Origin of the sequence: Haloferax larsenii, assembly GCF_024730625.1 — an archaeon.
Classification (GTDB): domain Archaea; phylum Halobacteriota; class Halobacteria; order Halobacteriales; family Haloferacaceae; genus Haloferax; species Haloferax larsenii.
This window is the reverse complement of the sequence record NZ_CP078063.1, coordinates 1,033,729-1,058,996: the sequence shown is the minus strand read 5'-3', so window position 1 is coordinate 1,058,996 and position 25,268 is coordinate 1,033,729. Positions and strand designations below refer to the sequence as shown.

Sequence of the window (25,268 nt, the reverse complement as noted above, 5' to 3'; positions counted from 1 at the left end):
TAGCTACACGGGGCCGGCTGCCAGTGACTCGACTCCGTCACGAAGTGGCGGCTCAGACCGGTGCAGACGACAGGATGACGGCGAGTCCGAACAGGATGACGCCGAGGATGACCGAGACGACGAAGTGGATGAAGACCACGTACGCCGACAGGCGGTTCGACTGGCCGTAGAGGAACCTGACGAGTCCGAAGTCAGACGCGATAGCGAGGGCGAGTGCGAGAAACGAGTTCAACTGGAACGCCGTGAAGACGACGGCGATGGCTGCCGGAACGGGACCCACGGCGAACGCCTTCTTGACTTCGACGTCGCCGAGGACGTTCCGTGCAGCGATGTGTGCAGTGGTAGAGAGAAACAGCGCGAACAGCGCGAAGGTTCCGGCGACGGCGGTTATCGGCGCGCCGTCGGCCGCCGTCTGCAGGGAGAGCACGTCCATATCGGCCGAATGGACGCGACGAACTTAGGTTCGGTCGATTCGTGCCCGGTCAGAACGAGCCGAGGAGACCGAGGTCCGAGAGACGCGAGATGATGACATCGACCGCCGCTGCGGCGTCTTCCGGCTTCTTGCCACCCGTGATGACGAGTTTGCCCGACCCAAAGAGGAGCGCGACCACGCTTGGTTCGTCGAGGCGGTAGACGAGACCGGGGAACTGCTCCGGTTCGTACTCGATGTTTTCCAGGCCGAGCCCGATGGCGATGGCGTTGAGGTTCAGATTCTCACCGAGGTCCGCACTCGTGACGATGTTCTGGACGGTGATTTCGGGGTCGTCGTCGACTGGAATCTGAAGCTCTCGAAGCTTGTCGAAGACGATACCGAGACTCTCGTGAACGTCGTCAGTAGACTTCGCGCCGGTGCAGACGATTTTGCCGGAGCGGAAGATGAGCGCCGCAGACTTGGGGTTCTGGGTGCGGTAGACGAGCCCAGGGAACTGCTCGGGGTCGTAGTCTGCGCCTTCGAGGTCCATCGCCACGCTCTGGAGGTCCAACTCCTGGCCGATTCCCGTGGAGGCGACGACGTTCTCGATGTTAATTGTGTCCTTGGGGTCGGTCATGTAACGGTTTAAGTCACGTATTTAACCTTTAAAAAGATTGGTGCAGGAGACTGACAACTTACACCCGTCGCCGAATGATTTGGACGTTCCGGGCAGTGACCACCACGCCCAGAAATGTCAGTGCGCCGGGTATTGCGAGTCGAGCGGAGGCAGGTCTGAGCACCCAGTAGGTTGCGAAGAACAGCGCCACAGAGACTATCTTCAAGACGGCGAACGACCCCGGTCCGGGGTCGCCGCCAGAGAGTAGTCGAACGATTGGGTTGCCTTCCTGAATGCCCGCGAGTCTGACGCCGAGGATGGTCGTGACGTAGTCTCCGAGACCGTAGGCGAGCGCCGCCGCGCCCCAGAGAATGGCGTCGAGAGAAGCCATGCGAGTGGATTCTATCCAGCGATAATAAATTTCGTCGTCGCCGAACTATCACGTTCGGACGACTACTGGTACTGTTTCCACCCGACTCCGGGACGGACCCACCGGCGACCGATATCCTCATTTTCGCGGGCCGTCAGTTCCGAGCGTGTACGGATTGGAACTCGCCGGCGAAGAAGACGACTTCGCCGCCCGCGAGGCCGAGTCGGCGGCGACAGGCGTCGAAGTCGTCGCGCCCGGCCTCGCCACCGCCCGCGGCGTCAACGCCGACCGAGCGGCGCATCTCGCATACACCCGCCGCGTCGTCGAACTCGTCGGCCACTGCGACCCGGATATCGAGGCCGCCCGCGCTATCGTCGAGGGGGCCGCCATCGACCGCGAGGGAACCGTGGCCGTCCGCGCCCGCGACGTTCGCGCCCTGACCGGCATCAGCACAACCGACGCGGAGCGTCGAATCGGCTCGGCGCTCGTCGAGCGTGGCTTCGGCGTCGACCTCGACGACCCGGACCACGAACTCCGCGTCTACTTCTCCGAAGACGCCTGTCTCGTCGGCTGGACCGTCGTCGAGGGCGTCCGCGGCTTCGGCGACCGAAAACCCACCGACCGCCCGTTCTTCCAACCGGGGAGCATGGCACCCATGGACGCCCGAGCCTTCGTCAACATGGCCGGCGCGGAACCCGGTGCCCGGATTTTGGACCCGATGTGCGGCACCGGCGGCGTGCTCCTCGAAGCCGGGTTAGTCGGTGCCGACGTGGTCGGCGTCGACGCACAGGAGAAGATGGCCCGCGGTGCGCAGGTGAACGTGGACCACTACGTCGGCTCCGGGGAGGTCGTGCGCGGCGATGCGACGGCACTCCCGCTTTGCGACGATTCGATGGACGGCGTCGTCTTCGACGCCCCGTATGGTCGGCAGTCGAAGATTGCCCAGCACTCGCTCGCGGATTTGGTCGGTGGAGCACTCGCGGAAGTTCACCGGGTCGCGCCGCAGTGCGTGATGGTCGCCGATAGGTCGTGGGTCGACGAAGCCGAGGCTGCTGGCTGGGAGGTCGAACAGGTGTTCGAGCGGCGGGTCCACCGGTCGCTAGTTCGGTACGTGCATCTGTTGTATCGAGGAGACTAGTTTTCAAGGGAAGTCGTCTGTCACGACGACACGTCAACGACTGCGTGAGAGCCGTTGTCGCTTCAACCCAACTAGGGTTCGTCTGTAACTACATTCTCTGCCCCACTCAGAACGTATCGGTTTCTTGCTTCAACCCAACTAGGGTTCGTCTGTAACTGCGTCGGCCTCGCCGTCGGTGAGGTCCTGTCGCAGGCTTCAACCCAACTAGGGTTCGTCTGTAACACCACGACATCCAGCGTCCCCTCGGTGATATTGTAGGCTTCAACCCAACTAGGGTTCGTCTGTAACACGAGTCGGTCCTCACCCTCCGCACGCGCCTGCCTGCTTCAACCCAACTAGGGTTCGTCTGTAACCCGAACGCGTACGGCCCGGACAAGTCCCCAATCGAGCTTCAACCCAACTAGGGTTCGTCTGTAACCCGTGGTTTCGGTTGGCGTCGTCACGTTCGCCGTGCTTCAACCCAACTAGGGTTCGTCTGTAACGCCGCGCCCGACGGACTCGTCGGTCTCCCGGACGCGCTTCAACCCAACTAGGGTTCGTCTGTAACCATACCCAATTCGTAGGCGTAGAGTCCTATATCCACCGCTCTCACTCACCAGTTTCCGTCGACCCTCGATACCCCCTCAGCCCCCGGGGGGTCGACTGAGCTTTGGAGCGTACCCGAACAGGCCCAACATAAGTCCACAAACGTCCACACGACCGAATCGGTGTCGTCTCACCGAGTGCCAGTTTGTCAGGGTGCCATCGGTCGCAGAGTCCCAGTCAGAAACTCGGCGCACCGACTCGCTTCCCGCGCCGGTAGAGATAGTACGACAACAGCGGCACGGACACGACGAAGGCCGGACTGAAAAGCGGCCCTGCGATATTGACGACCCCGGGGGCGACCCACGCCCAGTGGGGGTGCCACGAATCGCCGGTCTTCTGCAATTCGTGAATGTCCAAGACGAGCGCTCCGGCCACGATGACGCCGAGGAGCATACTGGCCCCCTGCGCGAAAAGGAACACCCCGAGCAAAAGCATGTAGACGCTCGGATTCTCGGGGCTGACGAGACGGTGGACGCCGATAAAACCGACTACTGGAAGCAGGCTGGTGATGAGCGTGAGTGGGAACATGGCGACCCCGTACCACCAGTCCGACGGCGAGGAGGAAACAGGAGTGGAAGAGGAAGGTGAGGAGGCTGTGGAGGACATACGACGACCGACAGTGCCGAGGAAGAAGACAGTTATCAAAATGCTGTCCCGAGAGTCGGTGTGTTGCGACTCGGGATGTCAGAGTCAGCCAAAAAGCGCAAACGGTGAGAGCCGGGGGAGCCGTTTACGTTGAGACGGTGTCGCAGTTCCAACCCGGGTCCTGACCGGTTTGCGCGATAAGGTCAGACCGGCACGCCGGGCAGTAGTCGGGAACGTCCGATTCGTTTTGCGGGACGTACACCCCGCCGCCGCATTCCACGCACGCATCGTCGACGATGGTCACGCAATCCGCACAGATGTTGAAGTCGTCCACTGTGAGGTCGCGCAGCGTTTCGAGTTGTTTGTCCAGGAAATACTCGTCGATGACCGACCGACAACTGTGACATGGCTTCATAGCGGTACAGAATGTGGGTCGGTAGCATAGTACATATATCTATCGCCGCGAAGCTCTCAAAATCGAAACAGTACTGAGAGAGTGAAGTGGGGCGGTTGCAGGAATGGAGGGACGCGACTACGACTTCGCCACAACCGTCTCGCCCGCCCGCACCGACTCGCCTTTCTCGACGACGATATCCTCGACACCGAACTCCGAAGGCAACAATACGTCCGCCCGAGAGCCGAAGTCGATGTGACCGATTTTGTCGCCGCGGGCGAGTTCGTCACCGGGCGCGACGTAGGGGTGAATCCGCCGGGCGAATGCCCCGGCGATGAGCGAGATTTCGTACTCGTCGCCGCGGTCGTCCACGACTTCGATATCGACGCGCTCGTTCCTATCGGAGTCCTTCGAGAACGCCGGTTTGTGGGCACCGGGACGGTGGGTCACATCCCGAACCTCGCCCGCGACGGACGCGCGGTTGACATGCACGTCGGTGACGTTCATGAACACCCCCACGCGAACGCGGTTCCCCTCTTCTCGAATCACGGAGACGTGACCGTCGGCCGGTGAGATAACACCCGGTTCAGCCGGGGGCGTACGCTCTGGGTCGCGGAAGAACCAGAGAACGAACGCGCCGACACCGAGAAGCACTGCGCCTGCGGGTAGGAAGACGAACGCCGCGACTGCCGCACCGAGGAACGCCGGGAGAGCGAACCGTCGATAGCCGGGTGCGAATTTCATTCAGGCCTCGTCGCGGACTTCCGCGCCCCAACTCGTGAGGAGGTGCGTGATGTGGAGTCGGGCGTCGATACCGGTCACGAGGTCCAAATCGACCGCTCCGGCGAGTTCGTGCAGGCGGGCGAGTTCGCCGTCGGCGAATCGCTCTGGCGTCGCGTCGGCGACGCGGAGGATGCCACGGAGGAGTTCCTGACCCCCGTAGCCCTCGTCGTCGAGGAGTGTCGTGACGGTCTTTCGGGCGTCGCGGATGTCTCCCTCGCGGGCCTGGATGAGGAGCGTCTTCAGTTCGTCGTCGAAGCCAACGTCGCCGAGAGCGGCGTGGACGGTAGACATCGTCACCTCGTCGGCTTCGGTGGCGGTGCGCTGCGCCGAGAGCACGGCCTTTCGGATGTTGCCGCCCGAGGCGTCGGCGAGGAACTGCAGGCCGCTGGCGTCGTACTCGACACCCTCGGCGTCGAGGATGTCGGCGAGGAGTGCTTCGAGGTCGTCGTCCGCCGGCGCGGACATCGGAACCGGGAAACACCGCGAGCGAATCGGCGGGATGAGCTTCGAGGGCTGTCGCGTGGTGATGATGAACTGCGTCGTCCGGTGGTGTTGTTCCATCACGCGGCGAAGCGCCTGCTGGAAGTCCTCGCGGATAGATTCGGCGTTGTCGAGAACGATGGTCTTGTAAGTCCCCGACATCGGGGCGTAACTCGCCGACTCCTTGAGCACGCGATTTATCATGTCGCGTTTGGCCATGCGGCTTCGACCGTCGAGGAACTGCTCGAACCGGGAGTCCTGTCGAATCTGCTTTTTCGTCCGGTTGAAGAAGTCCGCGACGTTGAGTTCGATGAGGTCGTTTTCGGGGTCTTCGTGGGCGGCGTCGGCGAGCGCGCGGACTGCGGCAGTCTTGCCGACGCCCGGCGGTCCCTGCACCACGAGATTCATCGGCTCGTCCACGGCGCGGCGGAGGCGTTCGCGGGCCTCCGGCTGTGGGAGGTCGTCGAGTGTCGGCGCGTGCGTCTCGGTCCACAGCGGCGCGTCCATTGGACTGCCGTAACAGACGGTCGGGTAAGAATCGGTCGGTCCGTGTCGTCGACGTGCGCCACCTCGCCGCCGACGCGATACGTCGTCTCGGCACGCTGGCACGGCACCGACGCGGGACTGTCGCCGCGCCGCAGATTCGACGCACGTTTACCCCCGCCGCCACGAGTGACGTTCATGTCCATGCGTGCGACCTTCCTCGGGACCGGCGGGGCCGTCCCCACCACGGCGCGAGCGCCGAGCGCGTTCCTCGTGAACCGCGACGGCGAGCGCCTGCTGTTCGATTGCGGGGAAGGAACCCAACGTCAGATGATGCGGTTCGGGACCGGGTTCGGTATCTCGCACCTATTCGTCACGCACCTCCACGGCGACCACATCCTCGGTATCCCCGGCCTGATTCAGACGCTCGACTTCAACGAGCGCGACGACTCGCTGGCCATTCACGGCCCGCCGGGAAGCAAACAGCACCTCAAAAAGCTCGTCCACGCCGGCGGGTACCAGCCCGGTTTTCACGTCTCGGTTCACGAAACCCGGCCGGGCAACGTCGCCTACCGCGGCGACGACTACGAAATTCGCGCCTTCGAGACCGAACACCGAACCTCGTCAGTCGGGTACACCCTCGTCGAAGACGACCGCCCCGGCCGATTCAACCGCGAGAAAGCAGAGGAACTCGGCGTCCCCGTTGGACCGGCATTCGGCCGCCTCCACAGCGGTGAAGACGTCGAACTCGAAGACGGGACGGTCATCAAATCCGAGGACGTCGTCGGCGACCCACGACCGGGACGAAAGGTCGTCTACACCGGCGACACGCGCCCGCTCGACAGGACTATCGAGATTGCCCGAGACGCCGACCTACTCGTCCACGACGCGACGTTCACCGACGAGGAGGCGGAGCGCGCAGCCAAGACGGCGCATTCGACCGCCCGCGAGGCCGCTCGCGTCGCCCGCGACGCCAACGTCCGACGGTTCGCACTGACGCACATCTCGGCCCGCTACGCCGCCAACCCGCGGCCACTACTCGAACAGGCGAAGGAAGTCTTCGACGGCGAGGTGTTCGTCGCCGAGGACGGCCAAAAAATCGACATCCCGTACCCCGACAGCGACGCGGACGAGTAAGTCACAGGGCTGCGCGTTTCATGTCGGACAGCAGATACGCTTTTCTCACCACCCGACGCACCACTGTTCGTGCCCTCGAACGACTTCCACATCCTCGACGTGTTCGCCACCGAGAAGTACGCCGGAAACCAACTCGCCGTCTTCGAAGACGCCGACACGCTTTCGGACGACCAGATGGCGGCGCTCGCAAAGGAGATGAACTACTCCGAGACGACCTTCATCGAAGGCGGAAGTCCGGGTGAGGGCTTCGACGTTCGCATCTTCACGCCCGCAGGCGAAATTCCGTTTGCAGGACATCCGACACTCGGGACTGCGGCCGCCCTCCGAGAGCACTTCGACGCCGGAGACGACATCACGCTGAACCTCGGTGTCGGGAAAATACCAGTCGAAGTGCGCACAGCGGGCGGCGACGAGGTGTACTGGATGACCCAGAACGCACCCGAGTTCGGCGAGGAGTTCGCCCACGAGACGCTGGCAGACGTGCTTTCGCTGGACGTAGACGACCTCGACACCGACTGGCCCGTGCAGTCCGTTTCGACCGGCCTTCCAGCACTGATGATTCCCCTCCGAGACCGCGACGCCCTGGGACGGAGCGAAGTTGACCTCCCTGCATACCGGGCGTTCCTCGACGATGGCGGCCCGGAGAATCTGCTTCCCTTCTGTCCAGACCCGCGCGACGACGCGAACGACCTCGCGGCGCGGATGTACGCACCCGGCCACGGCGTCGCCGAAGACCCCGCCACCGGAAGCGCAAACGGCTGTCTCGCGGGCTATCTCGCTCGGCACGAGTACTTCGGCGAGTCGAACGTCGAGGTGACGGTCGAACAGGGCTACGAGATGGGTCGCCCCTCGCACCTCTATCTCGAAGCCCGCCACGAAGGTGGCGATGCCGGTGACGTCACTGTTCGCGTCGGTGGTCGCGTCGAATTCGTCGCAGAAGGGAACCTGGTCTAAAAGCGGTTCTTGGGTAGCTGACCGTCGATTCAGTCGCGGTGGTCGTCGCAGATGGGAATCTGCCCGTCGTCGAGGAGGACGACGGGAACGCCGAGAATCACCCACTCGCGGACGTAGCGTCTGACGGTCGTCGCGGGCGACCCGCACTCGACGCAGACGGCGTCATCATCCGGTGAGAGCGATTCGAGAATCCGCGTTCGCGGCCCGAACGTCGTCCGCGTGTAGGCCGGTCGTCGCGTGAGGAGGACGACGACGCCCGCGGCGACACCCAGAGCCACGACTGGGAGGACGAACCGCCCGACACCGGTGCGGACGAGTGCACCGATGAGGGCGAACACGACGACGACGGCGACGAGTTCGCGACCGAATCGCATCAGTTGGACGTGCTGTTAGTGTCGGAGTCGGTCGACGAGTCAGACGAGCTATCGCCGTCGAGCGAGCGCACGAACTGCGGGTAGCCGCCGTCACCGACCGGGATGTACACCGTGTCGGTCTCGTCTAGCTTCTCGATGTACTTCTGGGCCAGCACCTCGTCAGAGAGCGATTCGGCGAGGATGCGGTTCGCGTCGGCCTGTCCCTGCGCCTCGATGCGCTTGCGCTCGGCTTCGAGTTCTTCGACGGCGAGTTCGTCTTGCTTCTGCTGGCGACGCTGTTCGGTGATTTCCTTCTGTTCGACTGCCTGTGCGTACTCACCGGGAAGTTCGACGTTCCGAATCTGGACGGCTTCGAGGATGATGCCCGCCTGGGCGAACTCGTTGGAGAGTTCCTTCTCGGCAGCCGCCTTCAACTGCGTCTGACCTTCGCCGGTGTAGATGACGGTGACAGGGAGACGGCCCGCTTCAGTACGGAGGACAGAGCGAATCGACGGTCGAATGAGTCGCTCTTCTGCGGTGTCGAGAGTCCGGTAGTTGCGGTAGAAGTTGACCGCCTTCGACTGGTCGATTCGGTAGCGGACGGTCACGTCGATGTCGGTTCGGAGACCGTCTTGTGTGAGGACGGTAATCGCGTCGTCACCCTGCTTGTCGCCCTCGCCGGTCGACGACGACATGGTGTACGACTGCGGGCGGACCGAGAGGGAGACAGTCGATTGCGCGACTGGGTTGACGAGGTGCGCACCGGGTTCGAACACCGTTCCGGTCGTCGCGCCCCACTTCTTGACGACTTTCACGTTCCCTTCTTCGACGGGTTCCCACGCGAGGAGTCCGGCGATGGGGGCAGCGATGAGGAGGAGGGCGATACCTGCAATCAGGGCAATCCGCGTCAGTGACCGCGGGGTCATAGACGGGGGTGATGGAGAGTCTGCACTCATCGTACAGAAATTTCACCCTGATGAGTTGTTTGTTTCGTATTATGTCTTTCAGCCCATTCGAGAGCAGGTTCCGCTCTGGTGTGGCGGGGAGATTCCCTCCGGCGTGGAGTATATATTCGGCGCGTCCCTACTCGCCGCCGTGAACGACCGGACGAGCGCGCTCGACTCGGTCGTCTTCGGCGTCGACATCCAAAGCGGCGACGTTCGAGGGGATTCCCCGTCGTACGCGTTGGTCGTGTTGGACACCCGAGACACCGAGTCAGACGAGGTCCGAATCGAACGAGACGTCGTCTCCTTCCGCAAGTTACGTCGCCTCATCGAGAGCGAGGTCCCCGCGATGGTCGCGACGGACAACATGTACGAACTCGCGACCGACAAAGACGACCTCGTTCGCTTCTTGCAGTGGCTTCCCCACGAGACGAAACTCGTGCAGGTGACCGGTGCCGAGCGACCGGAACCCCTCTCGCGAGTCGCATCGAGACACGGTGTTCCGTACGGCAAGAAGCCGATGAAAGAGGCCGAAGCGGCCGCCAGACTCGCCCTCGCGAACGTCGGTCACGAAGTCACCGCCTTCGAGAACACGACGACCGTGAAGGTCTCTCGAGGGCGCTCGACCGGGAAAGGCGGCTGGAGTCAGGACCGCTACACGCGCCGCATCCACGGGTCGGTCAAGCGCGAGTCGCGGGAAGTCGAATCCGCACTCGACGAAGCGAACCTCGACTACGAGCGCGACGTGACCGAGAAGTACGGCGGCTACTCGAAAGCGGTGTACACGGTCGAAGCGCGGCCGCAAGACATCCCCGTCTCGACCCACCGCTCCGGCGACACCCGCGTCGAAATCGAGCGCGAGCGCCGCGACGGCATCGAGTTCGAACCCCTCGTCAAGCGCCGCGACCGGGTCATCGTGGGCATCGACCCCGGCACGACCACGGCAGTCGCCGTCGTCGGACTCGACGGCCGCGTCCTCGACATCCACTCCACTCGCACCGCCGACACCGCCACCGTCATCGAATGGCTCATCGAGCGCGGCCGCCCGGCGCTCGTCGCGGCCGACGTGCACCCGATGCCCGAGACGGTCGAGAAGTTCCGCCGAAGCTTCGACGCCGCGGGCTGGGCACCGCCGAAGGACATCCCGGTGGACGAAAAACTCCACCGCACCCGCGAGGTGAACTACGAGAACGACCACGAGCGCGACGCCCTCGCCGCCGCCTTGTTCGCCTTCGACGACCACGAAGACCAGTTCGAACGCATCTCGCGGAAAGTCCCCGCGGAAATCGACCGCGAGGAGGTCATCGCCCGCGTCCTCGGAAGCGAGGAGTCCGTCGAGGCCGTCCTCCGCGAGATGGACGACGACGGGGACGAGGAGACTGACGAGTCCGGCGACGAGTCCCCGACCGAACCCGACCGCTCGCCCGAAGAGCGTGAAATCCGGTCGCTGAGGTCCCGAGTCGAGCGCCTCGAATCCCACGTCGAAGACCTGAAATCGACCATCGAGGAGAAAGACGAGACCATCGAGGAGTACAAACAGGAACTCTCGGACGCCAGACGCGAAGAGCGCCGGAAGGCCCGCGAGCGCCGCGAGGTGTCCAGACTCGAACGCGACAACGACAGACTCGAACGGAAAGTCGAGTCGTTGGAGGCCGAAAACGAGGAGTTGGCCGACAAACTCGACCGTCTGAAGTCGCTGTGGAAACTCGACCACTCGAACTTCGCGGACGTGAACACCGATGGGATTCTCACGAGCGACAGCGAGTGGGAAGTCGCCGGAGGAGAGAGCGAAGCGAACGAATCCGGCGGAAACTTGGTGCCCGTGAAGATTGTCGAGCAGTTCACCAACGGCGCGCTCGACCAGACCGTCGAGGAGTACGGCATCGCCGCGGGCGACGTGGTCTACCTCCGCGACGCCAGCGGCGCGGGGCGAACGACCGCCGAGCGCCTCGCCGAGTTCGACCCCAAGGTCGTCCTCCGGTCGGGCAACCTCTCGGAAGTCGCAGACGAAGTCCTCTTCGAAGCCGAGATTCCGGTCGCTCCAGCCGACGACGTGACGATTCAGGAGATAGACGAACTCGCGGTTGCCAAGGAGTCAGCAGTGGAGTCCGCGATTGCCGACTGGGAGTCGCGGGCGGAAGAACGGCAGAAAGAACAGCAAAAGGAGATGGTCGACCAGATTATCTCCGAGCATCGCGCCGATAGGCGGTAGACTTACAGAAATCAATTAAATATCGTGCATCCTATTCTGGGGATAATTGTCCTTAATTTACATAAATTGGTATATAAATATTGTCAATTAATTTCAAAAATATATTTTATTAAATTATCTAATTTTAATTTTCCTCATTCGATATAGAATATCCAAACATAGACACTAGGAATATCCAAGCAACCAACAAACCTGCTATCACGTCAAGCCGCAGATAAGTTTCTGGTCTCAGGGGTCCAGGTGTTAAGACCGGCACAAACACGAGGAATGAGATGATGAGTCCAAGAGCGGCCGCAACAGCAAATCTTGATTCTTCGTTCATTGTCCTGTTGTCTTATTTATCAATTTCATGCTAAAAATGTCTCTCCAGTAACGTGATAACACACGGTGAGGAACTCGGTTGAGCGATACCACCATTTAGTCAACCAGCGGAGTTCTCACCGGATAGCCCCCCAACGATGAAGTACAGCGCAGGGCCCAGGAGCGGCACGAAGAACGCGAGCGCCGCCCAGAACGTCGCGTTCCGCGCTTTGAACGTCGCATCCTTGTGAACCCGGTACGGAAGGTAGATGTGGAACGCGAGGAAGTAGACGGCGAACCCGAGGATATACGGGAGGAGGTCGCCGCCGCGGACGGAGGCCCACATCGCCGCCAAGAGACCGAAGACGGCGAGCATGAGCGCGGCGAAGATGAGTATCGGCGCGCGCGTTCGAGTGCCTGAGTCGGACATCACCCGGTGTTAGGACCGCGGTGTGTTGTCCGTTTCGCCCGCGGGCAGCGTTTCATAGGGAGTATCGTAGCCAACCGGCGGGTTCGCGACCCCAGACAGACGGAGGAATCCATTCTTACGGAAGGAAATGACGAACGACTACGATAATCCCTATCAGAAGTCATATCCCACATCCCCGTCACCAAACACGTATGGACGCATACGACCTGATCACTCGGAACGCCTCCGAAGTGGTCACGGAGGACGAAGTGCGCGCGCTGGCCGACGACCCCGAGGGCAAGCGAGCGTACGTGGGCTACGAGCCCTCCGGCGTCCTCCACATCGGTCACATGCTCACCGCCAACAAGCTCATCGACCTCCAAGCGGCGGGCTTCGAGGTAGTCGTACTTCTCGCTGACGTACACGCCTACCTCAACGGCAAGGGCACATTCGAGGAGATTCGGCAGACGGCCGAGCGCATGAAAGAACAGTTCATCGCCTACGGTCTCGACGAAAGCCAAACCGAGTTCGTCCTCGGGTCGGAGTTCCAACTCGACGAGAGCTACATCCTCGACCTCCACGCGCTCGAACTGGAGACGACGCTCTCGCGTGCCGAGCGTGCGATGGCCGAAATCAAGAGCGGTGACAGCGTGACCGTCGCGCAGGCGGTCTACCCAATCATGCAGGCGCTGGACATCGTCTACCTCGACGTCGACCTCGCCATCGGTGGGATGGAACAGCGAAAGGTCCACATGCTCGCCCGCGACACGCTGCCGAGCATCAACGAGGACTCGCCGACCTGCATGCACACGCCGCTTATCGCCGACCTCGCGACGGGCATCGGGAAGATGTCCTCGTCGAAGGGTGTCACCATCTCGATGGAAGACACGACCGAGGATATCGAAGACAAGGTCAACGACGCCTACTGCCCGCCGACGGCAGACCCAGAGCCGACAGACGAGGACGAGGAACGCGAGAATCCCGTCCTGCAAATCTTCGAATACCACGTCTTCCCGCGGTTCGAGCAGGTCGTCGTCGAACGCCCCGACGAGTACGGTGGCAACCTCGAATACGATGACTACGAGTCGCTCGAAGCGGACCTCGAATCGGGTGAACTCCACCCCCTCGACGCGAAGGGCGCACTGACGAGCTACCTCGACGAACTCATCGCGCCCGGTCGCGAGAAAATAAACAACTGAGTTCGTCGCTGCCGACGACTCGCTTTTTCAGGCCATTCCGAACATCTTCATCACACCCTCTGCCAGACCGCTCGCCACGAGACCCATCCCCGCGACGACGAGCGCGATACCGGCGGCCACGATGGGCGCTTGGACGGCGACGATGCCGATACCGGCGAGCAGACAGACGATTCCAACGATCCCTTTTGTTCCAAGTTTATCGAGCATACCACCAGTGCGAGTGGGGACTCCCCTAAACGCGTCGCTTGGTGCGACGGGGAACGTCAGACATACGTCGGCGGGTTTAAACATGACGCCGTCAAACGCTCGCGCATGAGCGACGACGAGAACGAGAGCCGCCGAGACCTTCGAATGCCGAACGACGACGAAGAGTTCGCCGTCGTGACCAACATGCTCGGTGCCAATCGTATCCGCGTCCGCTGTGCTGACGGCGTCGAGCGGACCGCTCGCATCCCCGGACGAATGCAGAAACGCATCTGGATTCGAGAGGACGACGTCGTCCTCGTCGAACCGTGGGATTGGCAAGACGAGAAGGCCGACGTGACGTGGCGCTACGAGAAGTCCGAAGCGGACCAACTCCGGCGAGAAGGTCACATCCAGTAATCGCCCGCACATCGACTGCGATACGTATCGCGTATCGATGAGACACAGCGCAACAGCACCTGTGCCCTTTTCATCTCGTCTCCCGTAGAAGCAGACGAATGAGTGACGACTTCGGCATGGTCGAGCCCCAAGAGGGGGAAGCGTTCGGTGACGAGTGGGAAGAGATAGACGTCACCGACGACGCGGCGGACCGCATCGCACGGCGGCGCGACCGCGACTTCGACGAGTTCCGGATGCGGATGAAAGACGCCGACCAGTTCAAGGTCGAACAGTCGGTGTTCGACGACGCCACCTTCGCGGCGATATACAAACTGGTCCAAGACGGCTACATCTCCGCCTTCGGGGGTCCCATCTCGACGGGCAAGGAGGCGAACGTCTACGAAGCGCTGGGTGCTGAGGAGACTGACGTCGCGGTCAAGATATACCGCATCAACGCCTCGGACTTCCGGCACATGCGCGACTACCTCGAAGGCGACCCGCGATTCGAGAGCATCGGCAACGACAAGGGACAGGTCGTCCGCGCGTGGGTCAGAAAGGAGTTCGCCAACCTCGAACGCGCTCAACGCGCCGGAGTCAGAGTCCCCAAACCCATCGCAGTCCAGCGGAACGTCCTCGTCATGGAACTCGTCGGGTTGGTCGAAGACCGGGCACGACGCCTCTCGGAGGTGAACGTCGAAAACCCCGACACCGCCTACGAAGTCACCCGCGAGTATATGCGCCGTCTCCACCGCGCCGGACTCGTCCACGGCGACCTCTCGGAGTACAACCTCATCATCCACGAGGGCGAACTCGTCGTCATCGACCTCGGACAGGCCGTGACGGTCCACCATCCGAACGCCGAGGAGTTCCTCCGCCGCGACTGCCGAAATATCGCGAAGTTCTTCCAGCGACAGGGGGCCGATGCCGACCCCGACTCGCTCTACGAGTTCGTCACGGCTGACGAAGAGACCGACGAGGAATAGTCGATGGCAGGGAGCGTCGCCCGCCGGTTCACCACGTTCGTCGGTCTCGCGGCGCTGTGGGCGTGGCCGTTTTGGCTCCTCACATCTGTTCTCCCCGACACCGTCGACATCGCTGCCATCCTCGTCGGTGCGTGGGGACCGACTGTCGCGGCGTCCCTGTTGACGTGGCGGACCGCTGGCCGAAACGGCGTCAAAGCGCTCCTCTCGAAGTACCTCGCGTGGCGGCCCGGCCTGTGGCCAGCAGTCGCTGTCGTCGTGGTCGCGTTCGTCACCACCGTCGCTGCCGTCTGGGTCACATCACTCGGTGGCGTCCCGGGTGGACTCGGCGGCGGTCCGCCACTATTTGCGATACCGGTCGTTCTCCTCGTGAACGTTTTTCTCGGCGGGCCACTCGCCGAAGAGGCCGGGTGGCGAGGCTTCGCGCATCCACTCCTCCATGAGCGCTTCGGCCCCGGAACCGCAGGGGTCGTCATCGGGAGTATCTGGGGACTGTGGCACGCCCCGCTGTTTCTCCTCTCGGGCCAGTCGTTCGCCGTCGGCGGCGGCGACCCACTCGCGTTCGTCGCGTTGACCGTCTCGTGGTCGGTTCTGTTCGGCGTCGCCACGGAGTGGGCTGATGGGAGTCTCGTCCCGGCGGTGTTCGGACACGCAGCGGTCAACACGTTTCTTGGCACCTACGGCGTGTTCGCGGCGGCCCACAACCGCCCCGCTGTCGTCGTCGGGTTCATCATTGTCGCTGTCGCGTCGCTCGTCGTCTACCACCTCCGCACCCGCCTACTGGGTTCGGCCACATCCGGTACCACCTGACAGAAGCACACTTCTGTTTCACCGCTAACAGAACCATCATTCAGAAGACATTTATCACGCAATCGGCCGACAGACCGGGCGTGAACGTCTCGATACGCGACTGGCTTATCGTCCGCAACGCGAACCTCAGACGACTGGTACTCGGCCGACTCGTCACGAACGCAGGCGATAGTGTCTACGCCATCGCGGCGATGTGGCTCGTCTACGGCCTCACCGGGTCGTCGGCCTACACCGGCCTCGCCGGGTTTCTCACGATGGCCCCACAGGCATTGCAGGTGTTCGCCGGGCCACTCGTAGACCGGTGGTCGCTCCGGCGGATTCTCGTCGGTACGCAACTCGTGCAAGCAGTGTTGGTCCTCACGATTCCGGTCGCGGAGTTCCTCAGTCTGCTCTCGGTGTGGGTCGTCCTCAGCGTCATGCCGCTGGTGTCGCTTCTGAACCAACTCGTCTATCCGGCGCAGTCGGCTGCCGTCCCCCGAATCGTGGACGGCGACGACCTCGTTGCGGCGAACTCGCTGCTCTCGCTTTCGTACCAGGGCGTCGATATGGCGTTCAACGCGCTCGCAGGCGTCCTCGTCGCAGCGACAGGTGCAGTGACGCTGTACCTCGTCGATTCGGTGTCGTTCGCTGTTGCGGCGGCCCTGTTCGTCCGGTTGTACATCCCCGCAGCCAGTGAGGACGACAACGCGGGAGCCGACGCCGGGGGCAACTCCGAGGTCACCACCGAGACCGACACCGACACCGACTCGCCGGATACACCCAGTGCGGTCGCAGACGGCGGAGAAGACGACTCTACCGCGGACGCCGACGCAGACGAGACTGGCTATCTCGACGACCTCCGAGCAGGTCTCGGGTTCATCCGCGGGAGTATCCTTCTGCCGCTACTCGTGACCGGGCTGGTCGCAAACGGCGTTTTCGGTGGTGCGTGGGCGACGATGCCCGCCTTCGCCGACGCTCGCGGCGGCCCCGAGACGTACGGCTTACTCATGGCCGCTATCGCCGGTGGCATGCTCGTCGGTGCGGCAGTCGCCTCAGTGTTCGACGACCTGCCGTACGGGGCACTTTCTATCGCTCTGTTCGCTGTCAGTGGGTCTCTGTGGCTGGGAGCCGTCACTATCTCGTGGCTACCCGGAACGGTCGCCCTACTCGCGCTCGCGACTGTCCCATTCGGAATCTCGAACGTCGTCACGATGGCCATGATACAGACGCTCGTCCCCGAGGACCTGCTCGGCCGGGTGATGGCGGCGGTCGGAAGCCTCTCGACACTGATGATGCCCGTCGGGTCGGCACTCGGCGGCGTCCTCGGTGACGCCGTCGGCGCGGGCGTCGTCGTGGGCGCTGGCGGTGTGGGGTTACTCTTCGTCGCCGCCTACGTCCTCGCAATTCCGTCGCTCCGCCGACTTCCGGCCATCGACGAGATAGAGACACTCGCCGCGTGAGTCTGGCGACGTCCGCGAAAACCAACCACAGCGTGCGAGAGACACACGCAGTGCGCCCGCGAGCGAACTCTTAAACCATTTCACCGGGTATCCACGCGTATGCAGCACGTCAAGGTGCCGCAGGACCGTATCGGTGTTCTCATCGGCGAAGGTGGTTCGACGCTCCGCGAAATCGAGCGACGCGCAGAGGTTCGCCTCGACGTCGACTCCGAAAACGGCAGTGTCGCCATCGACAGCGTCGGCGACCCCGTTCTCGGGATGGTCGCCCCCGACGTCGTTCGCGCCGTCGGCCGCGGCTTCGCCCCTGAGGACGCGATGTTGCTCCTCGACCAAGAGATGGCGATGTTCGAACTCATCGAAATCGACCGACACACCCGCAACAAAAACGACATGCGGCGAAAGAAGGGCCGACTCATCGGCGAGAACGGCCGCACCCGCGAACTCATGGAAGAGTTGACCGGGGCGGACGTGGTCATCTACGGGTCGACGCTCGGCATCATCGGCCAACCCGAAGAAGTCGAGGCCGTCCGCCGCGCCGTCGAGATGATTCTCGACGGTGCCCCGCACGGTGCCGTCTACTCGTTCCTCGAACGGAAGCACAACGAACTGACCAGCGGATTCAACGTCCGACAGAACAACTGAACCGTCTCGCCGACGAGACACCACTGAGGTGCGGCACGCACCGCCGCCGACGCCACCGTCGGGGCACCGCTTGCGACGCACCAGCCCCGCATCGTTTTTCCACCGCCCGACGTACCGAGAGCTGTGACGCCACAGTTCGAGAGCGACGAAGGACAGCCTGTCCCCGCCGTCACGGCCGACGAGATGCGTGAGGTCGACCGCGCCGCCGTCGACGAAGTCGGATTGGCGCTCCTCCAGATGATGGAACACGCCGGGCGCAACCTCGCCGAGGTCGCCCGCGAGGCGGCCGTAGGCGGTCAAGTCGTTGTTCTCGCGGGCGACGGCGGCAACGGCGGCGGCGGAATCTGCGCTGCTCGACACCTCGCAAACGGCGGTGCGGACGTGACGCTCGTTCTCGACAGAGACCCAAGCGAGCTAACCGGAGCAGCCGCTCGACAGCACCGCATCCTCGGAGCGACGGATGCGACAGTGGGTGCCGCAGCGAGCGCCGAGTTTGCTATTCGGGATGCTGATGTCGTCGTCGACGCCCTCGTCGGCTACGGCCTGTCCGGAGCACTGCGCGGAACGGCCGCAACGCTGGTCGAAGTCGTGGAGGCGGCAGCGGCACCCCACGTCGTCTCGCTGGACGTGCCCTCGGGTATCGACGCGACGACCGGCGAGGCACCCGGTGTCGCGGTCGAACCCGACACGACCCTCACGCTCGCGCTTCCGAAGACAGGGCTCGCTACTGCAGAGGCTGGCGACCTCCTCCTCGCCGACATCGGGATTCCACGAGGTGTCTACGACTCACTCGACATCGACTACGCCGACCCCTTCGCTGGCGCACGCCGAGTTTGGCTTCGTCGTCTTTGATAAACCCTCGCAATCGACCGCCGTCGTCGGGTCGCCACCGCGCCCCCGTGTTGCGTTTTGACATGCCACTATTCGAAGACTTTTTATAGAATCACAAACAATCAAGCGATGACTATGAGCCAGCGAATGCAGCAGGGTCAGCCCATGATCATTCTGGGCGAAGACTCGCAGCGCACATCCGGTCAGGATGCGCAGTCGATGAACATCACGGCCGGAAAGGCCGTCGCAGAGGCCGTACGCACGACGCTCGGCCCCAAAGGGATGGACAAGATGCTCGTCGATTCGTCGGGCCAGGTCGTCGTCACGAACGACGGCGTCACCATCCTCAAGGAGATGGACATCGACCACCCCGCGGCCAACATGATCGTCGAAGTCTCCGAGACGCAGGAGACCGAGGTCGGCGACGGCACGACGACCGCCGTCGTCATCGCGGGCGAACTCCTCGACCAGGCCGAAGACCTCCTCGAATCTGACGTCCACGCGACGACCATCGCGCAGGGGTACCGTCAGGCCGCCGAGAAGGCCAAGGAAGTCCTCGAATCGAAGGCTATCGAAGTCACCGAGGACGACCGCGAGACCCTCATCAAGATTGCCGCCACGGCGATGACCGGCAAGGGCGCAGAGTCCGCCAAGGACCTGCTCGCCGAACTCGTCGTCGACTCCGTGCTGGCGGTCCAGGACGACGACAGCATCGACACGGACAACGTCTCCGTCGAGAAGGTCGTCGGTGGCTCCATCAACAACTCCGAACTCGTCGAAGGCGTCATCGTCGACAAGGAACGCGTCGACGAGAACATGCCGTACGCGGTCGAAGACGCCAACGTCGCTATCCTCGACGACGCGCTCGAAGTGCGCGAGACGGAAATCGACGCCGAAGTCAACGTCACCGACCCCGACCAGCTTCAGCAGTTCCTCGACCAGGAAGAAAAGCAGCTGAAGGAAATGGTCGACACGCTCGTCGACGTCGGCACCGACGTCGTCTTCGTCGGTGACGGCATCGACGACATGGCGCAGCACTACCTCGCGAAGGAGGGCATCCTCGCGGTCCGCCGCGCCAAGTCCTCGGACCTCAAGCGTCTCGCCCGTGCGACGGGCGGCCGCGTCGTCTCCAACCTCGACGACATCGAGGAAGACGACCTCGGCTTCGCCGGCTCCGTCGCCCAGAAGGACATCGGTGGCGACGAGCGCATCTTCGTCGAGGACGTCGAAGACGCGAAGTCCGTCACGCTCATCCTCCGCGGCGGCACCGAGCACGTCGTCGACGAACTCGAACGCGCTATCGACGACTCCCTCGGCGTCGTTCGCACGACCCTCGAAGACGGCAAGGTGCTCCCCGGCGGCGGCGCTCCCGAGACGGAGCTTTCGCTCACCCTGCGCGAGTTCGCTGACTCCGTCGGCGGCCGCGAGCAGCTCGCTGTCGAGGCGTTCGCCGAAGCGCTGGACATCATCCCGCGCACCCTCGCCGAGAACGCCGGTCTCGACCCCATCGACTCCCTCGTCGACCTCCGCTCGCGTCACGACGGTGGCGAATTCGCCGCTGGTCTCGACGCCTACACGGGCGACATCATCGACATGGAAGAAGAGGGCGTCGTCGAGCCCCTCCGCGTCAAGACGCAGGCCATCGAGTCCGCGACCGAAGCCGCTGTCATGATTCTCCGCATCGACGACGTCATCGCTGCTGGCGACCTCTCCGGTGGCCAGACCGGCGACGACGACGACGAAGGCGGCGCACCCGGCGGCATGGGCGGCATGGGTGGCATGGGCGGTATGGGCGGCATGGGCGGCGCAATGTAAGCGCCCCAGTAGGCCACCATACACCCATCCACTGACTCACGCATCGACTCGAACCGTCGGCCTGATTTCCGACCCAATTTTTTCTTGCGTCACGCTCGGTAGCGGCGCGAACCGGCGCGGACAGACCGAACGTCGTCCACTCAGTCCCGAATCCAAATCTTCTCCCACCAGTCCACGCGTTATTCTACCATGGGCGACCGAGCGTGTTACCGCGAATTCTGTTCGAACTGCGACGCGCAGGTGACGATTGTCGATTCGGCGTGTCCCGAGTGCGGACGGAACCTAGAAGTCGTCTGACTGAGACGACTCCGGAAGTTGGTCGATGTGGTGGACCGCACCCGGCGAGAGCAGCCGCCCGCTCGGGACTTCGACCCAGCCGTTCGGAAGCACCCGCACTGTCCCTTCGTGGAGAACAGTCTCGCTCTCTGAGTCGCCGTAGACGACGGCGTGGTCGATGGTCCATTCGAAGATGCCGAGCAGAGGCGTGTCGGAAGCGAACACCATAGTACCAGTATCTGTTTGTTAACTGATGAGTGTTTGGCAGGTCTGAATAGAAATTCGAGCGGTAGTCGTTCTGACACGCCTCGCTGTCGCTCAGCAGCCAACCGCAGTTGAGCAACGAAAAGAGCGCGACGGGTTTCCAGCAAAAGAGCGCGACGGGATTGAGCAAACGCGAAGCGTTTGCGACGGGAGTGCAGCGCTACGCGCTGCACTTCGTGACCTTCGGTCACGAGATTCGAACCGGACCGAGACTCACTTCGTTCGTCTCGTAGGATTCGAATCCCGCCGGTACCGTTATCACTGCTCGCTGTCGCTCGCAGAGAATAACGAGCGCGACGGGATTCGAACCCGCGACCATCGGATTAGAAGTCCGACGCTCTGTCCGACTGAGCTACGCGCCCTCGGATGCCACAAATCGGCCCCGGAAGAAAAACGAATCGGGTTCTATCCGTCGAACCGATACAGGGAGGTGACCACCGGCAGCCGATTGAACATCCAGAAGGCAACCGGCAGGCCGACGATGGTGACTGCGAAGAACGCCGCGGCGTTCGCCCAGAACCAACTGACCCACCAGCCGACGAACACGAAATACACAGCGCGGACGAGAAGCGACCGCTGGCCGCGGGCCGAATCGGGGTCGGTGAGCAACCGTGGCTCCTTCAGCGAGAGCACCGTCGGAACGAGATTGATGAGTTTGATTCCGAGCGGGAGGCCGATGATAGTCGCGTTGAGGAACCACGCGACGTTGACGACGAGGGGTGTCGCCCACCAGCCGACAACCACGAACCACAGCGCGCGAACGACGAGCGAGCGTTGAGACATAGGTGACAGTGGGCGACGAGGCGCGAAAAGTGTCGCGGCGCTCGTAGGTCGCTGTCGTGACGAGGGGAACCGAGCGACGGTGAAGGGAGGGTTTAACAGCGCGAGCGCGGTAGCAACCGCCATGAAAGTCATCGGGACAGTCGGCCTGCCCGGCAGCGGAAAAGGCGAACTCGCCGAAGTAGCCCGCGAGTCGGGAATTCCCGTCGTGACGATGGGCGACATCATCCGCGAGGAGTGTCGCAATCGCGGTCTCGACCCCGCGACCGAGCACGGAACGATTGCGAAAGCGCTCCGCGAAGAAGAAGGCGACGACGCCATCGCAGCGCGCTCGCTTCCGGTCGTCGAAGACCACCTCGAATCGAACGACGTGGTGCTGGTAGACGGCCTGCGGTCGGACGTGGAACTCGACCGCTTCCGCGACGCCTTCGGCGACGAGTTCGTCCTCGTGAGCGTGGAAGCGCCGTTCGAGACGCGCGCCGAGCGCCTGCTCGACCGCGGGCGCGACGCGAGCGACACCGACGTCGAGGCGCTGAAGAAACGCGAGGAGCGCGAACTCGACTTCGGGATGGGCGAAGCGATGGACCGCGCCGACGTGGTTATCGAGAACACCGGAACACTGGCCGAGTACCGCGAGAAAATCACCCTCCTGTTCGAGGAAGGACCGGACGCCGTCGCGGAGGCCAACACATGATATACAGCGTCGACGTTCGCATCGAGGCCCCCGTCCGCGACACGGAAATCACCGACCGCGTCGGCGACGCCGTCGAGAACCTCTTTCCGGGCGTCGAACTCACCCACGAAGACGGGACGCTCGTCGGCGAGACCCACGAGTTAGAGCGCTTCTCGGAGCGCCTCCACGAGCAGGCCATCCTCGATACGGCCCGCCGCGAGTTCGCCAAGCGAAAGGACGACGACGGCTTTTCGTTCGCGCTGAAAAAGCAGGCCGCGTTCAAGGGCGTCGTCAACTTCGCCGTCGGCAACCCCGACGAACTCGGCGACATCGAGGTCCACGTGACCGTCCGCGACCCGACGGTAGACGAACTCATCGACTACATCGCGCCGCCGACCGAAGACGGACGGCCGGTCGACCCGAACGACAGATAACGCGGCGAGAGATACTGCGGCGACGGCCGCAGCGACGGCCGCGGCGTCTCAGACGACCAGCACCGCCACCGCGATAGCGATAAAGACGATTTTCAGCCCCGTGTTGACGGCGATGACCTTCGACCCGAATTCGGGGCCCCAGATGCCGTACTGGAAGGGTATCGACCGCTTGAACGTCGAGACGGCGAAGGAGATGATACCGCCGATGAGCATCGTCGCCACGGCCTGTTTCGGCGTGAACGTCTGCCCAATAGCCGGCGCGATGGCCGCGGCCCCGGCGGTCGTGTCGAACGCGAAGGCGACGACAATCGGGACAGCAGCACCCGGGAGTCCGACGAGGTTCGTCAGGGGACTGGCGAGCGCGGTGAACGATTCGAGGTCGGTCGTCCGCAAGAGGAGCGTGACGAACACGTAGACGATGGCGAGTCGCGGAACGATGCGCCGGAGCGTCTTCCACGTCTTTCGCCCGGCCTCTTCGAGCATCGACTGAAGGGACTGTTCCTCCTCGCCGACCTCGCCAGCACCATCAGTCTGTACGACTGCGGTCGAATCGACGTTCCGCTCGGAGAGGAGCACCGCCCCGGCGACGACGCCCGTGAGCGTAATCGCGAGCGCGATGGCCGCGCGCGCGCCGACGTACATGAACCCGACCTCTTGGCCGAGAATGGGGATGAGAACGGGCCAGTAGAACGTGAAGATGTGCTGGACGAAGCCGAAGAACGTGTTGATGGTGACGGCCACGAGCGTGGCCCGGTCGTCGAGGACGCCAGACTCGCGGTATTCGGCGAGCATGCCGTAGCCTGCTGTCGTCGAGGCGGCGGTCGTGACGATGGCCGTGCCCACCTCGTCCGGGAGGTTCGCCGGTCCGGTCAGATACCGCGAGAGGCCGGCGATTCGCTCCACGAGTCCGAAGGCGACCACGAGGTTGGCCGCGAAGACGCCGAGTGCGATGTAGACCGCGATACGGGCGACTCGCGGGAGTACCTCGAACAGGATGGGGAGGAACGCCGACGGTTGCACGGTCTGCCCTGAGGAGCGAGCGAACTAAGCGGCGTCGGTCGGAGAGCGTGTGTCGGTCGGAGAGCGTGTGTCGGTCGGAGAGCGTGTGTCGGTCGGAGAGCGTGTGTCGGTCGGAGAGCGTGTGTCGGTCGGAGAGCGTGTGTCGGTCGGAAAGCAGGTATCATCAGACGCTGGGGGAGTCACACTAGCACCTGCACCACGCCGAACAGCACCACGACCCCGAGCACGTCGCAGACGTTGGTGACGACCGGGATGACCACGTCGTCGGGGTCGAGTCCGAACTGGTAGGCGGCGTACGTCGCGGTGAGCGTCACGGCCACCGCCAGCACCGCGAGAATCGTGCCGCTGGTGAGCGCGACCAAGATGACGGTCTGTGCTGCAAGCGTCGCCCCGCCCGAAACGAGCGCGGCCAACACCCACGCACCGAAGCCGATGACCGGGAACATCGTCACCGCGAGAGCGAACGTCGCAACGGCGTTTCCGGCGAGTTCGTCGTCGGCCGGTGAAAACGAGAGCGTCCCGAGGTGAAACGACGTCGAGAGGCGCGCCGCGAGGATGCTCCCGAGGTTCCCCGCCGTCCCGATGGTGACGGGAACGAGGACGAGAAGCGAGGGATACCGCAGTAGCTTCGACTCGAAACTCCCGAGGACGAGTCCGCTTCCGAGTTCGACGAGCGTGAGCACCAACAGGACCGGGAGCATCGCGCGCGTGATTGCCCGGACGGTCCACTCCGTGGGCATCTCAGAACACCCCCGCGATGGCGAGGATGGTTCGCACGGCGATGAGCAAAAACAGGATGCCGAACACGTCGCCGGTCGTCGTCACGATTGGGCCGACGAGCGTGTCGGGGTTGCGCCCGCGGCGATAGCCCGCGAAGACGACGGTGACGACGACGGCCGTGAGGACGATACCCGAGAGGAGACCGGCGACGATGGCCACCCCGACGAGAATCGGAAGCGGTGCGACCTCGCTTCCGAGGAGTGTCAGGAGGAAGAACGCGACGATGGCGGCGAAGGTGCTGGTCAGGACGCCGTTTGCGAGGGCGGCCGCCGCAGCGGCCTGCAACCTGTCGTCGCCCGCGGTGACGCGCGGTTCGATGAGCCCCTGATGGAGCGCGGTGGCGACGCGAGCACCGAGCGAACCGTAGACGTTGCCGCGAGTTGCGAGCAGTGCGGGCACGAGAACGAGAAGCCCCGGGACAGCCCGGAGTTCCGCGCGCATCCCGCCGAGGACGACGCCCGCGACGAGACCGCCGACGAGACTCGCGGAGAGCGCGGGGAGGGCTTCCCGGTATGCCTCGACAGCGACGTCGCGCACGGTCATTGTGGGGTGCGACGAACGCGAACGTTAAAAGTCGGCGGTATCTCG

30 protein-coding genes, 1 tRNA gene, 1 pseudogene and 1 CRISPR repeat array are annotated in these 25,268 nt (G+C 63.4%); of the genes and pseudogenes, 14 read left to right on the top strand and 18 right to left on the bottom strand.

The genetic code is table 11. From position 1 onward, the window contains the following. Nucleotides 1–52: 52 nt before the first annotated feature. The 3 genes from KU306_RS05445 to KU306_RS05435 are packed head-to-tail and all read right to left on the bottom strand — an operon-like array spanning nt 53 to nt 1,419. Nucleotides 53–433: a DUF7473 family protein gene (locus tag KU306_RS05445; RefSeq protein ID WP_258303113.1), complete on the bottom strand. Its 381-nt coding sequence runs from the start codon at nt 431–433 to the stop codon at nt 53–55. 49 nt (nt 434–482) lie between these two features. Continuing rightward, nucleotides 483–1,049 (bottom strand): TATA-box-binding protein, encoded by a 567-nt coding sequence (locus KU306_RS05440; protein ID WP_007544216.1) that lies wholly within the window; start codon nt 1,047–1,049, stop codon nt 483–485. Between the two features lie 58 nt (nt 1,050–1,107). Next, nucleotides 1,108–1,419, bottom strand: a complete 312-nt coding sequence (locus tag KU306_RS05435; RefSeq protein ID WP_007544214.1) for a DUF5658 family protein — start codon at nt 1,417–1,419, stop codon at nt 1,108–1,110. A 154-nt stretch (nt 1,420–1,573) separates the two neighbouring features. On the opposite strand from KU306_RS05435, the gene KU306_RS05430 reads away from it, so the two are divergent. After that, nucleotides 1,574–2,536 (top strand): methyltransferase domain-containing protein, encoded by a 963-nt coding sequence (locus KU306_RS05430; RefSeq protein WP_425499540.1) that lies wholly within the window; start codon nt 1,574–1,576, stop codon nt 2,534–2,536. A 59-nt stretch (nt 2,537–2,595) separates the two neighbouring features. After that, a CRISPR array of direct repeats spans nt 2,596–3,083; the repeat unit is 30 nt; unit sequence GCTTCAACCCAACTAGGGTTCGTCTGTAAC. Nucleotides 3,084–3,298: 215 nt separating this feature from the next. Here the strand turns inward: KU306_RS05430 and KU306_RS05425 are convergent. The 4 genes from KU306_RS05425 to KU306_RS05410 form a co-directional block, all read right to left on the bottom strand. Beyond that, nucleotides 3,299–3,727 carry a hypothetical protein gene (locus KU306_RS05425; RefSeq protein ID WP_258303112.1) on the bottom strand — a complete coding sequence of 143 codons (429 nt, stop codon included), beginning with the start codon at nt 3,725–3,727 and terminating at the stop codon, nt 3,299–3,301. A 124-nt stretch (nt 3,728–3,851) separates the two neighbouring features. Continuing rightward, nucleotides 3,852–4,121, bottom strand: coding sequence for a DUF7571 family protein (locus tag KU306_RS05420; protein WP_258303111.1), 270 nt, complete (start codon nt 4,119–4,121; stop codon nt 3,852–3,854). A gap of 117 nt (nt 4,122–4,238) precedes the next feature. Further along, the gene (locus tag KU306_RS05415) at nt 4,239–4,844 is read right to left on the bottom strand and encodes a protein sorting system archaetidylserine decarboxylase (RefSeq protein WP_258303110.1); all 606 of its coding nucleotides are present in this window, start codon (nt 4,842–4,844) and stop codon (nt 4,239–4,241) included. After that, a complete protein-coding gene (locus KU306_RS05410) occupies nt 4,845–5,870 on the bottom strand; it encodes an AAA family ATPase (RefSeq protein ID WP_258303109.1) in 1,026 nt (341 codons plus the stop codon). Between the two features lie 180 nt (nt 5,871–6,050). On the opposite strand from KU306_RS05410, the gene rnz reads away from it, so the two are divergent. After that, the gene (rnz, locus tag KU306_RS05405; protein ID WP_193788132.1) at nt 6,051–6,983 is read left to right on the top strand and encodes a ribonuclease Z; all 933 of its coding nucleotides are present in this window, start codon (nt 6,051–6,053) and stop codon (nt 6,981–6,983) included. Between the two features lie 69 nt (nt 6,984–7,052). Next, nucleotides 7,053–7,937, top strand: coding sequence for a PhzF family phenazine biosynthesis protein (locus KU306_RS05400; RefSeq protein WP_258303108.1), 885 nt, complete (start codon nt 7,053–7,055; stop codon nt 7,935–7,937). Nucleotides 7,938–7,966: 29 nt separating this feature from the next. Here the strand turns inward: KU306_RS05400 and KU306_RS05395 are convergent, their stop codons facing one another. Then, entirely contained in the window at nt 7,967–8,311 is a 345-nt protein-coding gene (locus tag KU306_RS05395) for a DUF8108 domain-containing protein (RefSeq protein WP_258303107.1), read from the bottom strand. Between the two features lie 2 nt (nt 8,312–8,313). Next, nucleotides 8,314–9,246, bottom strand: a pseudogene (locus KU306_RS05390) (prohibitin family protein); the annotation flags it as partial. 139 nt (nt 9,247–9,385) lie between these two features. Between KU306_RS05390 and KU306_RS05385 the strand changes: the two are divergent. After that, on the top strand, nt 9,386–11,446 hold the full coding sequence (locus KU306_RS05385) for a DUF460 domain-containing protein (protein WP_258303106.1): 2,061 nt from the start codon (nt 9,386–9,388) through the stop codon (nt 11,444–11,446). A gap of 124 nt (nt 11,447–11,570) precedes the next feature. On the opposite strand, the gene KU306_RS05380 is transcribed toward KU306_RS05385, so the two are convergent. Both KU306_RS05380 and KU306_RS05375 read right to left on the bottom strand, forming a co-directional pair. After that, the gene (locus KU306_RS05380; RefSeq protein ID WP_258303105.1) at nt 11,571–11,768 is read right to left on the bottom strand and encodes a hypothetical protein; all 198 of its coding nucleotides are present in this window, start codon (nt 11,766–11,768) and stop codon (nt 11,571–11,573) included. Nucleotides 11,769–11,867: 99 nt separating this feature from the next. Beyond that, nucleotides 11,868–12,176 carry an ATPase gene (locus KU306_RS05375; RefSeq protein ID WP_258303104.1) on the bottom strand — a complete coding sequence of 103 codons (309 nt, stop codon included), beginning with the start codon at nt 12,174–12,176 and terminating at the stop codon, nt 11,868–11,870. 191 nt (nt 12,177–12,367) lie between these two features. On the opposite strand from KU306_RS05375, the gene KU306_RS05370 reads away from it, so the two are divergent. Next, complete coding sequence (locus KU306_RS05370) at nt 12,368–13,354, top strand: tyrosine--tRNA ligase (protein ID WP_007544190.1); 987 nt, start codon at nt 12,368–12,370, stop codon at nt 13,352–13,354. Between the two features lie 27 nt (nt 13,355–13,381). On the opposite strand, the gene KU306_RS05365 is transcribed toward KU306_RS05370, so the two are convergent. Next, on the bottom strand, nt 13,382–13,561 hold the full coding sequence (locus KU306_RS05365) for a DUF7470 family protein (RefSeq protein WP_007544189.1): 180 nt from the start codon (nt 13,559–13,561) through the stop codon (nt 13,382–13,384). A 105-nt stretch (nt 13,562–13,666) separates the two neighbouring features. Between KU306_RS05365 and eif1A the strand changes: the two genes are divergently transcribed. The 7 genes from eif1A to thsA all read left to right on the top strand — a co-directional run bounded on the left by eif1A (nt 13,667) and on the right by thsA (nt 20,453). After that, a complete protein-coding gene (eif1A, locus tag KU306_RS05360) occupies nt 13,667–13,957 on the top strand; it encodes a translation initiation factor eIF-1A (protein WP_007544187.1) in 291 nt (96 codons plus the stop codon). A gap of 98 nt (nt 13,958–14,055) precedes the next feature. After that, nucleotides 14,056–14,919: a serine/threonine-protein kinase Rio1 gene (gene rio1, locus KU306_RS05355; protein WP_007544185.1), complete on the top strand. Its 864-nt coding sequence runs from the start codon at nt 14,056–14,058 to the stop codon at nt 14,917–14,919. Between the two features lie 3 nt (nt 14,920–14,922). After that, complete coding sequence (locus KU306_RS05350) at nt 14,923–15,726, top strand: CPBP family intramembrane glutamic endopeptidase (protein ID WP_258303103.1); 804 nt, start codon at nt 14,923–14,925, stop codon at nt 15,724–15,726. 80 nt (nt 15,727–15,806) lie between these two features. Then, on the top strand, nt 15,807–17,165 hold the full coding sequence (locus KU306_RS05345; RefSeq protein ID WP_258303102.1) for an MFS transporter: 1,359 nt from the start codon (nt 15,807–15,809) through the stop codon (nt 17,163–17,165). 99 nt (nt 17,166–17,264) lie between these two features. After that, on the top strand, nt 17,265–17,807 hold the full coding sequence (locus tag KU306_RS05340) for a KH domain-containing protein (RefSeq protein WP_007544179.1): 543 nt from the start codon (nt 17,265–17,267) through the stop codon (nt 17,805–17,807). Nucleotides 17,808–17,930: 123 nt separating this feature from the next. Next, entirely contained in the window at nt 17,931–18,659 is a 729-nt protein-coding gene (locus tag KU306_RS05335; RefSeq protein WP_258303101.1) for an NAD(P)H-hydrate epimerase, read from the top strand. A gap of 144 nt (nt 18,660–18,803) precedes the next feature. After that, the gene (gene thsA / locus KU306_RS05330; protein ID WP_049918839.1) at nt 18,804–20,453 is read left to right on the top strand and encodes a thermosome subunit alpha; all 1,650 of its coding nucleotides are present in this window, start codon (nt 18,804–18,806) and stop codon (nt 20,451–20,453) included. A 282-nt stretch (nt 20,454–20,735) separates the two neighbouring features. Here thsA and KU306_RS05325 read toward each other — a convergent pair whose 3' ends face one another. The 3 genes from KU306_RS05325 to KU306_RS05315 form a co-directional block, all read right to left on the bottom strand. Next, entirely contained in the window at nt 20,736–20,957 is a 222-nt protein-coding gene (locus KU306_RS05325) for a hypothetical protein (protein ID WP_258303100.1), read from the bottom strand. 324 nt (nt 20,958–21,281) lie between these two features. After that, a tRNA-Arg gene (locus KU306_RS05320) sits at nt 21,282–21,355 on the bottom strand. Between the two features lie 43 nt (nt 21,356–21,398). After that, nucleotides 21,399–21,776 carry a YccF domain-containing protein gene (locus tag KU306_RS05315; RefSeq protein WP_258303099.1) on the bottom strand — a complete coding sequence of 126 codons (378 nt, stop codon included), beginning with the start codon at nt 21,774–21,776 and terminating at the stop codon, nt 21,399–21,401. Nucleotides 21,777–21,897: 121 nt separating this feature from the next. Here KU306_RS05315 and KU306_RS05310 point away from each other — a divergent pair, with 121 nt between their 5' ends. Next, nucleotides 21,898–22,467, top strand: a complete 570-nt coding sequence (locus KU306_RS05310) for an AAA family ATPase (protein WP_258303098.1) — start codon at nt 21,898–21,900, stop codon at nt 22,465–22,467. Further along, nucleotides 22,464–22,880 carry an RNA-binding domain-containing protein gene (locus KU306_RS05305; RefSeq protein ID WP_074792893.1) on the top strand — a complete coding sequence of 139 codons (417 nt, stop codon included), beginning with the start codon at nt 22,464–22,466 and terminating at the stop codon, nt 22,878–22,880. Before KU306_RS05310 ends, KU306_RS05305 begins: the two co-directional genes overlap by 4 nt. Before the next feature lie 48 nt (nt 22,881–22,928). Here KU306_RS05305 and KU306_RS05300 read toward each other — a convergent pair whose 3' ends face one another. The 3 genes from KU306_RS05300 to KU306_RS05290 form a co-directional block, all read right to left on the bottom strand. After that, nucleotides 22,929–23,900 carry a hypothetical protein gene (locus KU306_RS05300; protein WP_007544164.1) on the bottom strand — a complete coding sequence of 324 codons (972 nt, stop codon included), beginning with the start codon at nt 23,898–23,900 and terminating at the stop codon, nt 22,929–22,931. A gap of 179 nt (nt 23,901–24,079) precedes the next feature. Then, a complete protein-coding gene (locus KU306_RS05295) occupies nt 24,080–24,640 on the bottom strand; it encodes a magnesium transporter (protein ID WP_007544155.1) in 561 nt (186 codons plus the stop codon). 1 nt (nt 24,641) lies between these two features. Further along, nucleotides 24,642–25,223 (bottom strand): magnesium transporter, encoded by a 582-nt coding sequence (locus KU306_RS05290; protein ID WP_258303097.1) that lies wholly within the window; start codon nt 25,221–25,223, stop codon nt 24,642–24,644. Between the last annotated feature and the right edge of the window lie 45 nt (nt 25,224–25,268).

What these genes read in the sequence shown, in the direction of transcription:
- KU306_RS05370 (WP_007544190.1), top strand. Translation starts at nt 12,368, where the DNA reads ATGGACGCATACGACCTGATCACTCGGAACGCCTCCGAAGTGGTCACG.
- KU306_RS05310 (WP_258303098.1), top strand. Translation starts at nt 21,898, where the DNA reads ATGAAAGTCATCGGGACAGTCGGCCTGCCCGGCAGCGGAAAAGGCGAA.
- KU306_RS05350 (WP_258303103.1), top strand. Translation starts at nt 14,923, where the DNA reads ATGGCAGGGAGCGTCGCCCGCCGGTTCACCACGTTCGTCGGTCTCGCG.
- KU306_RS05410 (WP_258303109.1), bottom strand. Translation starts at nt 5,870, where the DNA reads ATGGACGCGCCGCTGTGGACCGAGACGCACGCGCCGACACTCGACGAC.
- KU306_RS05315 (WP_258303099.1), bottom strand. Translation starts at nt 21,776, where the DNA reads ATGTCTCAACGCTCGCTCGTCGTTCGCGCGCTGTGGTTCGTGGTTGTC.
- rnz (WP_193788132.1), top strand. Translation starts at nt 6,051, where the DNA reads ATGCGTGCGACCTTCCTCGGGACCGGCGGGGCCGTCCCCACCACGGCG.
- KU306_RS05435 (WP_007544214.1), bottom strand. Translation starts at nt 1,419, where the DNA reads ATGGCTTCTCTCGACGCCATTCTCTGGGGCGCGGCGGCGCTCGCCTAC.
- KU306_RS05395 (WP_258303107.1), bottom strand. Translation starts at nt 8,311, where the DNA reads ATGCGATTCGGTCGCGAACTCGTCGCCGTCGTCGTCGTGTTCGCCCTC.
- KU306_RS05340 (WP_007544179.1), top strand. Translation starts at nt 17,265, where the DNA reads ATGCAGCACGTCAAGGTGCCGCAGGACCGTATCGGTGTTCTCATCGGC.
- KU306_RS05440 (WP_007544216.1), bottom strand. Translation starts at nt 1,049, where the DNA reads ATGACCGACCCCAAGGACACAATTAACATCGAGAACGTCGTCGCCTCC.
- KU306_RS05365 (WP_007544189.1), bottom strand. Translation starts at nt 13,561, where the DNA reads ATGCTCGATAAACTTGGAACAAAAGGGATCGTTGGAATCGTCTGTCTG.
- KU306_RS05425 (WP_258303112.1), bottom strand. Translation starts at nt 3,727, where the DNA reads ATGTCCTCCACAGCCTCCTCACCTTCCTCTTCCACTCCTGTTTCCTCC.
- KU306_RS05420 (WP_258303111.1), bottom strand. Translation starts at nt 4,121, where the DNA reads ATGAAGCCATGTCACAGTTGTCGGTCGGTCATCGACGAGTATTTCCTG.
- rio1 (WP_007544185.1), top strand. Translation starts at nt 14,056, where the DNA reads ATGAGTGACGACTTCGGCATGGTCGAGCCCCAAGAGGGGGAAGCGTTC.
- eif1A (WP_007544187.1), top strand. Translation starts at nt 13,667, where the DNA reads ATGAGCGACGACGAGAACGAGAGCCGCCGAGACCTTCGAATGCCGAAC.
- KU306_RS05290 (WP_258303097.1), bottom strand. Translation starts at nt 25,223, where the DNA reads ATGACCGTGCGCGACGTCGCTGTCGAGGCATACCGGGAAGCCCTCCCC.
- KU306_RS05295 (WP_007544155.1), bottom strand. Translation starts at nt 24,640, where the DNA reads ATGCCCACGGAGTGGACCGTCCGGGCAATCACGCGCGCGATGCTCCCG.
- KU306_RS05305 (WP_074792893.1), top strand. Translation starts at nt 22,464, where the DNA reads ATGATATACAGCGTCGACGTTCGCATCGAGGCCCCCGTCCGCGACACG.
- KU306_RS05415 (WP_258303110.1), bottom strand. Translation starts at nt 4,844, where the DNA reads ATGAAATTCGCACCCGGCTATCGACGGTTCGCTCTCCCGGCGTTCCTC.
- KU306_RS05325 (WP_258303100.1), bottom strand. Translation starts at nt 20,957, where the DNA reads ATGGTGTTCGCTTCCGACACGCCTCTGCTCGGCATCTTCGAATGGACC.
- thsA (WP_049918839.1), top strand. Translation starts at nt 18,804, where the DNA reads ATGATCATTCTGGGCGAAGACTCGCAGCGCACATCCGGTCAGGATGCG.
- KU306_RS05375 (WP_258303104.1), bottom strand. Translation starts at nt 12,176, where the DNA reads ATGTCCGACTCAGGCACTCGAACGCGCGCGCCGATACTCATCTTCGCC.
- KU306_RS05445 (WP_258303113.1), bottom strand. Translation starts at nt 433, where the DNA reads ATGGACGTGCTCTCCCTGCAGACGGCGGCCGACGGCGCGCCGATAACC.
- KU306_RS05380 (WP_258303105.1), bottom strand. Translation starts at nt 11,768, where the DNA reads ATGAACGAAGAATCAAGATTTGCTGTTGCGGCCGCTCTTGGACTCATC.